This window comes from Streptomyces sp. NPDC038213 (assembly GCF_055600495.1).
The window spans coordinates 30,633-42,906 of the sequence record NZ_JBVJYM010000023.1 but is presented as its reverse complement, the minus strand read 5'-3'; the positions used below and the strand labels follow the sequence as shown (position 1 = coordinate 42,906).

At 74.0% G+C, this 12,274-nt stretch carries 7 protein-coding genes; 6 read left to right on the top strand and 1 reads right to left on the bottom strand.

Translation table 11 applies throughout. The features are described 5' to 3' along the window. The first annotated feature begins 23 nt into the window (after positions 1-23). Both ACZ7JZ_RS26175 and ACZ7JZ_RS26170 read left to right on the top strand, forming a co-directional pair. A complete protein-coding gene (locus ACZ7JZ_RS26175) occupies positions 24-3,920 on the top strand; it encodes a non-ribosomal peptide synthetase (protein WP_470943356.1) in 3,897 nt (1,298 codons plus the stop codon). Between the two features lie 69 nt (positions 3,921-3,989). Then, a complete protein-coding gene (locus ACZ7JZ_RS26170) occupies positions 3,990-4,727 on the top strand; it encodes a thioesterase II family protein (RefSeq protein ID WP_470943354.1) in 738 nt (245 codons plus the stop codon). Between the two features lie 61 nt (positions 4,728-4,788). On the opposite strand, the gene ACZ7JZ_RS26165 is transcribed toward ACZ7JZ_RS26170, so the two are convergent. After that, positions 4,789-6,339, bottom strand: a complete 1,551-nt coding sequence (locus tag ACZ7JZ_RS26165; RefSeq protein ID WP_470943352.1) for an FAD-dependent monooxygenase — start codon at positions 6,337-6,339, stop codon at positions 4,789-4,791. Positions 6,340-6,680: 341 nt separating this feature from the next. On the opposite strand from ACZ7JZ_RS26165, the gene ACZ7JZ_RS26160 reads away from it, so the two are divergent. From ACZ7JZ_RS26160 to ACZ7JZ_RS26145, 4 genes are all read left to right on the top strand, one after another. Next, positions 6,681-6,956: a phosphopantetheine-binding protein gene (locus tag ACZ7JZ_RS26160; protein ID WP_470943350.1), complete on the top strand. Its 276-nt coding sequence runs from the start codon at positions 6,681-6,683 to the stop codon at positions 6,954-6,956. After that, positions 6,953-8,203 (top strand): cytochrome P450, encoded by a 1,251-nt coding sequence (locus ACZ7JZ_RS26155; protein ID WP_470943349.1) that lies wholly within the window; start codon positions 6,953-6,955, stop codon positions 8,201-8,203. The genes ACZ7JZ_RS26160 and ACZ7JZ_RS26155 overlap by 4 nt, the downstream gene beginning before the upstream one ends. After that, positions 8,200-8,940 carry a thioesterase II family protein gene (locus ACZ7JZ_RS26150; protein ID WP_470943348.1) on the top strand — a complete coding sequence of 247 codons (741 nt, stop codon included), beginning with the start codon at positions 8,200-8,202 and terminating at the stop codon, positions 8,938-8,940. The genes ACZ7JZ_RS26155 and ACZ7JZ_RS26150 overlap by 4 nt, the downstream gene beginning before the upstream one ends. A 61-nt stretch (positions 8,941-9,001) precedes the next feature. Further along, positions 9,002-12,175, top strand: a complete 3,174-nt coding sequence (locus ACZ7JZ_RS26145; protein ID WP_470943347.1) for a type I polyketide synthase — start codon at positions 9,002-9,004, stop codon at positions 12,173-12,175. Positions 12,176-12,274 lie beyond the last annotated feature (99 nt).

Below are 12,274 nucleotides of genomic sequence, written 5' to 3'. Positions count from 1 at the left end.
GATGCACGCAAAGGACTGAACAAATGATTCCGCTGTCATTCGCACAACGCCGCATGTGGCTTCTGCACCAGCTGGAGCGGGGGGCGGCCACCTACAACATCTCGGCGGCGTTCCGGCTGACCGGCCCCCTCGACCAGGACGCCCTGGCCGCCGCGGTCCGCGACCTGGTCGACCGGCACGAGATCCTGCGCACCACCTACGCCACCGACGCGGACGGCGAACCCCACTCCCGGATCCTCACCGTCGAGGAGGCCGCACCGCAGGTGCGCACCGCCGACGCGGACCCCGCGGACCTGCGCCGCGCCATCGACGCGGCCGTCTCCCACGGCTTCGACCTCGAAGGCGAGATCCCCCTGCGGGCCCACCTCCTGCGGGTCTCCGACGAGGAGCACGTGCTCGTCATGGTCGTCCACCACATCGCCTCGGACGGCAGCTCCAGCGCCCCCATGATGCGCGACCTCATCCAGGCCTACGCCGCCCGCAAGGACGGCGCCGCCCCCCTGTGGGAGCCGCTGCCCGTCCAGTACAAGGAGTACGCGCAGTGGCAGCGCGCCGTGCTCGGCGAGGTCTCCGACCCCGGGAGCCTGGCCGCCCAGCAGGTCGAGTACTGGCGCAAGGAGCTCGACGGCGTACCGCAGCCGATCAGCCTGCCCACCGACCGGCCCCGCCCCGCCACCGCCGACTCCCGCGGCGGGACCATCGGGCTGCACTTCCCCGCCGGGGTCGCCGCCGGGCTCCAGAAGATCGCCGACGAGCGCGGCGCCTCCATGTCCATGGTCCTCCAGGCCGCCCTGTCCGTCCTGCTCCGCAAGCTCGGCGCCGGCGACGACGTCACCATCGGCAGCCCCATCGCCGGCCGCACCGACGAGGCCCTCGCCGACCTCATCGGCTTCTTCGTCAACACCCAGGTGCTGCGCGCCGACCTCGCCGGGAACCCGGCCTTCACCGAGCTCCTCGCCCAGGTCCGCGACAAGGCCCTGACGGCGTACGAGTACCAGGACGTCCCCTTCGACCTGCTGGTCGAGGCCATCAACCCCGAGCGCTCCGCCTCCTACCAGCCCCTGTTCCAGGTCATGTTCGCCTGGCAGAGCTACCAGAAGCCCGACCTCGGCATCCCCGGCCTCGACGTGCAGTTCGAGCAGGCCATCCCCTCCACCGCCATGGTCGACCTGTTCTTCAGCCTCACCGTGGACGAGACCGGAGCCCTGCGCGGCGACCTCCAGTACGCCACCCAGCTCTTCGACCGGGACTCCGCCGAGGTCATCGCCGGCCGCCTCGGCCGCGTCCTGGAGCAGCTGGCCGCCGACCCGTCCCTGCGCATCGGGGACATCGACGTGCTCTCCGAGGAGGAGCGCGCGCACCTGCTCCACGGGGTCAACGCCGCGGGCGGCGAGATCCCCGACGCCACCCTCGCCGCGCTCTTCGAGCAGCAGGCCGCCCTGCACCCCGGCTCCGTCGCCGTCAGCTACGGGGGCACCTCCCTCACGTACGCCGAGCTGAACTCGCGCGCCAACCGCCTCGCCCGGCACCTCGTGGCCCGGGGCGTCGGCCCCGAGTCCCTCGTCGGCGTCTGCCTGGAGCGCTCGGCCGACCTGGTCACCGCCCTCCTCGCGGTCCTCAAGGCCGGCGGCGCCTACCTGCCCATCGACCCCGACTCCCCGGCCGACCGCACCGCCTACATCGTCGAGGACGCCCAGCCGGTCCTGCTGGTCACCACCAGCAGCAGCGCCGCGGGCCGCGAGCTCTCCCTCGAGCTGCCGCAGGTCCACCTCGACTCCCTCGGCGACCTCGCCGGCACCTCCGGCGCCGACCTCGCCGACACCGAGCGCCGCAGCCCCCTGACGGCCCTCCACCCGGCCTACGTCATCTACACCTCGGGCTCCACCGGCCGCCCCAAGGGCGTCCCCGTCCCGCACCGCAACGTGGTCGGCCTGTTCGCGGCCACCGCGGACTTCGGCTTCGGCGCGGACGACGTGTGGACCCTCTTCCACTCCTACGCCTTCGACTTCTCGGTCTGGGAGCTGTGGGGCCCGCTGCTGCACGGCGGCCGCCTGGTCGTCGTCCCGTACGACGTCTCCCGCTCCCCGGCGGACTTCCTGACCCTGCTCTCCCGCGAGAAGGTCACCGTCCTCAACCAGACCCCCTCGGCCTTCTACCAGCTCGTCCAGGCCGACGCCGAGGCCCCGGGGCAGGAACTCGCCCTGCGGTACGTGGTCTTCGGCGGCGAGGCCCTCGACCTGAACCGGCTCGCCGACTGGTACGCCCGCCACGCCTCCGACGCCCCGGTGCTCGTCAACATGTACGGCATCACCGAGACCACCGTGCACGTCACCCGCGTCGACCTCGACGCGGACTCCGCCGGGGAGTTCAAGGCCAGCGTCATCGGCCCCGCCGTCCCGGGCCTGCGCGCCTACGTGCTCGACAGCAGCCTCAAGCCCACCCCCACCGGGGTCACCGGCGAGCTGTACGTGGCGGGCTACGGCCTGGCCCGCGGCTACCACGGCCGCCCCGGCCTGACCGCCGGCCGCTTCGTCGCCTCCCCCTTCGGGGAGCCCGGCGAGCGCATGTACCGCTCCGGCGACCTGGTCCGCTGGAGCAAGGGCGGCCGCCTCGAATACGTGGGCCGGGCCGACTCCCAGGTGAAGGTCCGCGGCTTCCGCATCGAGCTCGGCGAGATCGAGCACGCCGTCTCCGGGCACCCGGACGTGGCCCAGGCCGTGGTCCTCGTCCGCGAGAACCAGGAGGACGACAAGCGGCTGGTCGCGTACGCCGTGCCCGAGCCGGGCGCCGCCGGCCCCGCCTTCGCCGAGGAGCTCACCGCGTACCTGCGCGAGCGCCTCCCGGACTACATGGTCCCCTCCGCGGTCGTCGCCCTCGACGAGATCCCGCTCACCTCGAACGGCAAGCTCGACAAGCGGGCCCTGCCCTCCGGGGACCCCGCCCCGGCCGCCGCCGGCCGCGAGCCGCGCAACGCCTACGAGCGCGGGCTGTGCGCCCTGTACGCCGAACTCCTCGGCCGCGAGCAGGTCGGCATCGACGACGGCTTCTTCGCCCTCGGCGGCCACTCGCTGCTCGCCACCCGGCTCAGCGTGCGCATCCGCAGCGAGTTCGACATCGACATCCCGATCCGGACGATCATCAAGTACCCGACGGTCGCCGAACTGGCCGCCCTGATGCTCGCCGGCGGCGTCCCCTCCGACGACGCGGACACCTTCGCCGTCGTCCTGCCGCTGAACACCGACCCCGGCACCGGCAAGCCGCCGGTCTGGTTCTTCCACGGCGGCGGCGGGCTGGGCTGGGCGTACTACAGCTTCGTCACCCACCTGGCGGACCGCCCGGCCTACGCCCTGCAGTCCCGCGGCTCCGACGGCGAGGACGCCCTCGCCGGCTCGGTGCAGGAGATGGTCGACGACTACACGGCCGAGATGCTGAAGATCCAGCCCGAGGGACCCTTCTACCTCATCGGCTGGTCCTACGGAGGCACCGTCGTCCACGCCGTCGCCGACGCCCTCGACCGGCTCGGCCACGAGGTCTCCCTCGTCTGCATCCTGGACGCCCAGCCCGGCGGCCACGGGTTCACCGAGGTCCACGCCGGCAAGGACTCGGACGACTACCGGGCCGAGCTGGAGGACGACTTCAGCCAGTACATCCGGATGGGCAACCGGCAGGGCTTCCTCGACACCATGGCCCGGGTCATGGCCAACAACACGGCCCGGATGATGGACTACACCTCCCCGGCCTACCGCGGCGACGTCCTGTACTTCCACGCCACGCTGGAGGACAAGTCGTACGCCCACCTGTGGCGCCCCTACGTCCAGGGGAACCTGGAGGTCCACGAGATGCGGGCCACCCACCACGAGATGCACATGCCGGCGCCGGTGTCCGAGTTCTTCGAGGTCGTCGCCCCGAGGCTCCCGTGACCGCACGCCGGTGCGGCCGCCGCACGCACGCACACAAGCAGAACGACACACTGATGGGGGTTGGTCGCAATGACGCAGAAGGAGTCCGGAGTGCCCGCGCAGGACGGTGAACCGACGCTGCTGTGCGTCCCCTTCGCGGGGGCGGGGCCGTCGTTCTTCCACCCGTGGCGGGACCTGGCCGCGGGCCGCTGGCGGATCGCGTCCGTCGAACTGCCCGGCCGGGAGCGGCGGATCCTCGAGGAGCCGTACCGCAACGTCTTCGAGGCCGCCAAGGGCTCGGTCGACGAGATCGTCGAGGACCTCGGCGAGGGCGCCCGGGTCGTGCTCTTCGGGCACAGCCTCGGCGCGGTGCTCGCCTACGAGCTGGTCCACCTGCTCACCGAGCGCGGGATCCGCGTCCAGCGGCTGGTCGTCAGCGGCTCCCCGGGCCCCTGGACCCAGCGCGAGCGGCGGGCCACCGGCCTGGAGGACGAGGAGTTCCTCGCCCGCGTCGAGGAGTTCGCCGGCTTCCGGCACGAGGCCCTCGACCACCCGGAGATGCGCGAGCTGATCCTCCCGGTGCTCCAGGCCGACTGCGAGATGCACGAGAACTACGTCCCGAGCACCGACGTGCCGGTCTCCGTCCCGATCACCTCCCTGCGGGGCGACGTGGACGGGCTGGTCACCGCCGAGGAGGGCCGCCAGTGGCGGGCCGCCACCACGGCCGCCTTCACCTACGCCGAGTTCCCCGGCGACCACATGTACCTCGTGGACGCCGGCCGCGAGGTGCTGGACACCATCGAGCGGGAGTCCGCGGGCGACCGGTAGAGGACGTACGGAGGCGGCCGCCGCACCCTTCGGGGGTGCGGCGGCCGCCTCCGCGTGCCGCTCAGCCCTGCCGGGGCGGGCCGAACCAGGTGGTGAGGGCCGTCCGGAGGGACGCGGTGTCCACCGGCTCCCCCTCCTGCGCCGCCCAGGCCACGTGCCCGTCGGGGCGGATCAGCACCGCGGCGGGGGCGGGGACCTCGTCGATCACCGGGACCGGCCAGGCCCCGTCCTCCGACACCGCCTCGACCACGTCCACCCGGTCCGTCCAGCCCCCGGCCGCCGCGGTCGCCGCGGGGCCCGCGCCCAGGTCCAGCAGGACCGGCCGGCCCGTGCGCAGCAGCTCGTACACCCGGCTCTCGCCGCCCGCCGTCTTCAGGTCGGCGTCCGGGACCCGGCGGCCCGCCAGCGGGTGGCCGCCGCCGGGCACCGGGTAGCGGACGTCCAGCGCGGTGAGCATGTTGCGCAGGGTCCGGTTGACCTCGTCGAAGACCATCAGCTCGCCGAAGACCTCGCGCAGCGCGTCCGTCTGGGCGCCCGGCCGGGCCAGGGCCGACTGGGCCCGGGTGTTGTGCAGCACCCGCTCGCCGACCGGGTGGCGCTCGTCGTGGTAGGTGTCCAGCAGGGTCTCGGGAGCCGTGCCCCTGACCACCGCGGCCAGCTTCCAGCCCAGGTTGACGGCGTCCTGCACGCCCATGTTCAGACCCTGGCCGCCCGCCGGGAAGTGGATGTGCGCCGCGTCCCCCGCCAGCAGCACCCGGCCCTGCCGGTACTGCGCGGCCTGCCGCGCGGCGTCGTTGAAGCGGGACACCCAGCGCGGGCTGTGCATCCCGAAGTCGGTGCCCGCGAGCCGGGTCATCGACTCCCGCAGCTGTTCAAACGTGACCGGCTCGTCCCGGTCGACCACCCGGTCGTACTCGGAGGTGATCACCCGGTACCAGCCCGGCTCGAACGCGATCGCCGAGTAGTCCCCGCCGGCGCAGCGCCGGATCCAGATGTAGTCCTCGGTCAGGCCCGGCAGCTCCACGTCCCCGATCAGGGCCGTCATCGTGGCCTCGGTGCCGGGGAAGGCGATGCCCGCGAGCTTGCGGACCGCGCTGCGGCCGCCGTCGCAGCCCACCAGGTAGCCGGCCCGCAGGCGCTCCGGGCCCGCGGCGGTCTCCAGCTCCACCGTCACCCCGTCGCCGTCCTGCGCGAACCCGCAGACCCCGGCGGAGCGCCGCACCCGTACGCCCAGCTCCGCGGCCCACTCCTCCAGCAGCCGCTCGATCGTCGACTGGAGGATCATCAGCGGGTACGGGTGGCGGGACTCGAACTCGTCGAAGTCCAGGTACAGACCCGAGAAGTGGCCCACCGGCTGGAGCTCGCCGGCCGCCAGGAACCGCTCCAGCACGCCCCGCTGGTCCAGCACCTCCAGGGTGCGCGAGTGCATGCCGCCGGCCCGGGACTCGCCCGAGCGCTCCGCGAGCGGGTCGACCACGACCACGTCCACGCCCGCGAGCCGCAGCTCGCAGGCGAGCATCAGGCCGGTCGGCCCGGCGCCCGCGATCACCACGTCCGCGTCCGGACCGCTGTGTGCCGTGCCCGTCGGGTCTGCTGCGCCCGTCGTGTCCATCGCGTCCCTCCCCCTCATTCCAGTGCGCCTCTAACGCCGCTGAATAGCCTTCACGTTCACTGAACGTGGCCCAGACCGGTCGAGGAACGCTCGCGCCCGGCCGGGGACGGGAACCGTCCGCGGGCCCGCCCGTCCCGCCGGCGGGACGGTGCCGCGCGCCGCGGGGCTCCGCGGTGCGCGCGGACGGACCTCCGGTCCGCCCGCCACCCCGCCGCCCGGCGGACCCGGACGCCTCCGGCAGCGGTGTGCGCGGACACGAATCCGCGCAAGACTCGCTCCGGCCATTTCAGAGAAGTGTTCGAGCGGGCATTCCCGGTCGGTGGAAGAACGGAAGGCTGGCAATGGAATCGGCGACGCAGGTGGTCCACCAGGACGGTGGAAAGGGCGGAGAGCTGGCGCAGGAAGTCGCCGCCCTCTGGGCGGAATTCCTCAACGCCCCCGAGGTCGGGGTCGAGGACGACTTCTTCGTGCTCGGCGGGAATTCGCTGACCGGCATCAAAATCATCGAGCGGGTCGCCGCGGACTACGGCGTCCAGCTGTCCGTACGCGACTTCTACCTGGCGCAGACCCCGGCCAGGGTCGCCGAGCTGATCGAGCGAGGGAGGGCCGCGGCGTGAGGTTGACCCCGGGTCCCGCCCGCGAGGTCGACCTCGGCTCCCTCGACCTGTTCGACCTGGACCTCTACAGCGAGGGCGACCCGCACCCGATCTGGGACGTGATGCGGGCGAAGGCGCCCCTGCACCACCAGGTCCTGCCGGACGGCCGCGAGTTCTGGTCGGTCACCCGCTACGAGGACGTGCACCGCGTCCTCGCCGACCACCGCGAGTTCACCTCGGAGCGCGGCACCGTCCCCACCCACCTCGGTACGGACGACGCCGCCGCCGGCGTGCTCATGACCTCCACCGACCCGCCGCGCCACACCGAGGTCCGCCGCCCCCTCGGCTCCAAGCTGACCGCCCGCGCCGTGAAGTCCTGGGAGGACTCCATCCGCGCGACGGTCGTGCGCTTCCTGGAGCCCGCACTCGACGGCGAGGTCTTCGACCTGGCCGAACAGGCCCTCCTGCTGCCCGCGATGGTCACCGGACCCCTCCTCGGCATCCCCGAGAAGGACTGGGCCGAGCTCGTCCAGCTGACCGCGATGGTCACGGCCCCCTCCGACCCGCACTTCATGGTCGGCCACGAGGCCGCCACCCTCGCCATCTCCCACCACGAGCTGGTCACCTACGTCCGCGAGTGGGTCAGGAACCGCCGCGCCACCGGCGAAGAGGACGACAGCCTCCTCCACCACCTCATGAGCGTCCGCCCCGGCGGCGCCCCCCTGAGCGACGAGGAGATCGCCCTCGACGGCTACAGCATCCTGCTGGGCGCCAACGTGACCACCCCGCACACCGTCTCCGGCACCGTGCAGGCCCTCATCGAGCGGCCCGTGCAGTGGGACAAGGCCGTCGCCGACCCCTCCCTGGTCCCCAACCTGGTCGAGGAGGGGCTGCGCTGGACCTCGGCCGCCTGCAACTTCATGCGGTACGCCGTGGACGACGTGGAGATCGCCGGGGGCACCATCCCCGCCGGCGGGGCGGTCGTCGCCTGGATCGGCTCCGCCAACCGCGACGAGACCCTCTTCCCGGACCCGCACACCTTCGACATCACCCGCGCCGGGGCCAAGCGCCAGGCCGCCTTCGGCTTCGGCACGCACTTCTGCATCGGCGCCCCCCTGGCCCGGATGACCCTGCGGATCTTCTTCGAGGAACTGCTCACCCGCTTCGAGTCCCTCGAACTCGCCGGCGAGCCGCAGCACCTGCGCTCGTACTTCATCGCCGGCATGACCCACCTCCCGATCACCGCCCAGAAACGGCAGGCGCCATGACCACCGGCACCACCACCGCGGCCGCCTCGCCCTGGTTCGTACGGCCGCCCTCCGGCGAGCACCCCGCCCGGCTCTTCTGCTTCCCCTTCTCCGGCTCCGGCGCCTCCGCCTTCAGCGCCTGGCCCGCCGCCATCGGCGGGGCCGAAGTGGTCCCGGTGCAGTTCCCGGGCCGCGAGAACCGGCTCGGGCACCCCCACTACGGCACCTACGAGAACCTCGCCGACTCCCTCGCCGAGGCCCTGGCACCGCAGCTGGACCGCCCGTACGCCTTCTTCGCGCACTGCGCGGGCGCCATCCCCGCGTACGAGACCGTGCTGCGCCTCGCCGAGCGGGGCCTGCCCGGCCCGCAGCGGCTGTTCGTCTCGGGGCAGCCCGCCCCGCACGACGCCTCGCGCGACCGGATGCTCACCCTCACCGAGGACGGGCTGCGGGCCGAGCTGGAGGCCTTCATCCGCAGCCGCGGGATCGAGCCCCGCCCGGACATGGTCGACCTGGGGATGCTCGTCCTGCTCCGCGACCACGCCGCCGCCGGGGCCTACGCCCGCACCGAGCCGGCCGGGGTGGACTGCCCGGTCACCGTCCTGCACTGGAAGGACGACCCCGACACCAGCCTCGAGGAACTCGACGGCTGGCGCCGGTACGCGGATTCCGTCGAATTCCACGTGGTCGAGGGCGGCCACTACGAGTTCATGGAAGCCCCGGCCGGACTCCGGGACCTGCTGACCTCCTGGCGGTGAAAGTGAAAGCAGCGCCGCCGCCCGCACGAGCCGTATCCCGAGGGAACCGGAAGGAATTCACATGAGTGGCGCAGCCGCCGATATTGCCGTCGTCGGGATGTCGTGCCGCTTCCCCGGCGTCCGGGACCCGGAGGGTTTCTGGCGCCTGCTGCGCGCGGGGGAGTCGACCGTGGGGACCTTCCCCGCATCCCGGGCCGCCGACGCGAGCCACACCTCCCACCCCGACGCCGACACCCTGGGCACGGGCTCGTTCCTCGAGTCCCTGGACGGGTTCGACGCCGGGTTCTTCGGGACCGGCGCGGCGGAGGCCGCCGCGATGGACCCCGCCCAGCGCCTCGGCCTCGAACTGGCCTGGGAGGCCGTCGAGGACGCCGGGATCCCCGCGACCGCGCTCGCCGGCCGCGAGATCGACGTGGTCGTCGGCTCCGGCCCCTCCGGGTACGAGCAGCTGCGCAGGCGCACGGGCAGCGACCGGGACGACCACTACGCGGCCCTCGGCTCCTCCGGAGCGCTCATCGCCAACCGCATCTCCAGCCTCTTCGACGTCCGCGGGATGAGCTTCTGCGCCGACTCCGGCCAGTCCTCCTCCCTGGTGTCCCTGGCCCTGACCTGCGAGCGGATCGCCTCCGGCGCCGTGGACATGGCGCTGGCCGGCGGTGTGCACCTGATCGTCGACCCCGAGACGGGCAGCGGTCTGGCCAACCTGGGCGCGCTCTCGCCCGACGGGCGCTGCTTCACCTTCGACGAGCGGGCCGGCGGGTTCGCCCGCGGCGAGGGCGGGGCCTTCGTGCTCCTCAAGCGGCTCGACCAGGCCCTCGCCGACGGCGACCACGTGTACGCGGTCGTCCGCGGCTGGGGGGTCGCCAGCGGCGGCTCCTCCGCCCGGATGCCCGACCCCAGCCCGAGCGGGCAGGCGGCGGCCGTGCGGGCCGCCCTGGCCCGCGCGGGCCTGCCCTTCGACTCCGTCGACTACGTCGAGGCCCACGGCACCGGCACCCGCATGGGCGACCCGGCCGAACTCGCCGGACTGCGCGAGGTCTCCCGTACGGACGCCCGCACCCGCCCCCTGGCCGTCGGCTCCGCGAAGACGAACGTGGGCCACCTGGAGCCGGCCGCGGGCATGGTCGGGTTCGTCAAGGCGGCCCTGTGCGTGGACCGCGGCGAGCTGGTGCCCAGCCTGAACTTCCGCTCCCCGAACCCGGCCGTCGCCGGATTCCACGAGGACTTCGAGGTGCCGGTCGCCCCGCGGCCCTGGCCCGGCGGCCCCGGCCGGCCGCGCCGGGCCGGGGTCTCGGCCTTCGGCATGGGCGGCACCACCGCCCACGTCATCCTCGAACAGGCCCCGCAGTCCCTTGCGGAGGCCCGTACGGACACCGGGACGGGCGCCGGGACCGACGCCGGTACGGAGGCCCGTACGGACGCCCCCGCGCAGGCCCGCGTCCTGCCCTGGGTCCTGTCCGCCCGCTCCGAGCCCGCCCTGCGCGAGCAGGCCGCCCGGCTCGGCGCCCTGCTGGCCGCGGACCCCGCGCCGGAGCCCGCCGACGTGGCCCACTCCCTGCTCACGACCCGCACCCTCTTCGAGCACCGCGCCGTCGTCCTCGCCGCCGACCGCGACCAGGCCCGCGCCGGGCTCGGACTCCTCGCCTCCGGCGGCGACTCGGCGCAGGTCCTGCGCGGGACGGCCGCCCCCGCCGGGGACGTCGTGTTCGTCTTCCCCGGCCAGGGCTCCCAGTGGCTCGGCATGGGCCGGCAGCTGTACGCCGGGTCCGAGGCCTTCGCGCAGGGGGTCGAGGACTGCGAGAAGGCCCTCGCCCCGTACGTGGACTGGTCGCTGACGGAGGTGCTGACCGGCGCCGACGGGGCGGCCTCCCTGGACCGCGTGGACGTGGTCCAGCCCGCGCTGTTCGCCATGATGGTCTCCCTGGCGCGGGTCTGGCGCTCCCTGGGCGTGGTCCCCGACGCCGTCGTCGGCCACTCGCAGGGCGAGATCGCCGCGGCCTGCGTGTCGGGCGCCCTCAGCCTGGACGACGCGGCGCGGATCGTCGCCCTGCGCAGCCGGGCCCTGACCGACCTGGCCGGGCTCCGGGGCGGGATGAGCGCCGCGGCCGCCCCCGAGTCCTGGGTCCGCGAGCGGCTGGCGGCCTGGTCCGGCCGGATCTCCGTGGCCGCCGTCAACGGCCCCGCCTCCACCGTCCTCGCCGGGGACGGCGAGGCCCTGGACGCCTTCGCCGAGGCCGCGGGGGCCGAGGGCGTGCGGGTCCGGCGGATCAAGGTCGACTACGCCTCGCACTCCCACCACGTGGAGCGCATCCGCGAACGCCTCCTGGCGGACACCGCGGGCATCGAACCCCGCGAGTCCGCCGTGCGGTTCCACTCCACCGTCACCGGCGGCCTCCTCGACACCCGGTCCCTCGACGGCGCGTACTGGTACGACAACCTGCGCTCGCAGGTGCGCTTCGGCGAGGTCGTCGAAGGGCTGATGGACACCACCGGCGGGGTCTTCGTCGAGGTCAGCCCGCACCCGGTGCTCCAGGTCGCGATGGAGGAGGCCGCCGATGCGCTGCCCGTCCCGCCCGTGGTCGTCAACACCCTGAGCAGGCACGACGGGAGCCCCGGCAAGGTGCTGGCCTCGCTGGCCGAACTGCACGTGCGCGGGGTGCCGGTGGACTGGCGGCCGCTGTTCGCCCCCGCGTCCGGCGCCGCCCGCCCGCGCCGCACGGCCCTGCCGACGTACGCCTTCCAGCGCGCGCGGTACTGGCTCAGCGCCCCCGGCGCCGCCGGATCCGCCGACCCGGCAGGCGGCGCGGCCGCGCCCGCGGCCCCCGCCCGGGCCGAGGGACTGGACACCCCCGCGGCGGTCCTCGCCCTGGTGTGCGCCGAGACCGCGGCCCTGCTGAGCGCGAAGGACGCGGCCCTGACCGGCGCCTCCCTCGCCGCCCGCGCGGGCGACTCCTTCAAGAGCCTGGGCTTCGACTCCTCCATGGCGGTGGGGCTGCGCAACCGCCTCGCCGCGGCCGCCGGGGTCCGCCTCCCGGCCACCGTCGCCTTCACCCACCCCTCGCCGCAGGCCCTCGCGGGCCGCGTCTTCGAGCTGCTCGCCCCGCAGGCGCCCGCGGCCGCACAGGAGGTCCCGGCCCCGGCACCGCAGCCGGCCCCGGCCCCCGCGGCCCCGGCCGGCGTGGACAGCAGCAGCGACGACGACCTGTACGCCCTGATCGACCGCGGCTACGTGTAGCCGCACCTGCACCACCTGCACCACCCGCACCACCCGCATGACCCGCAGTACCCGTACTTCAAGCAACCGTTGGGGGAGGCCCTGGTGGAGGATGTCGAC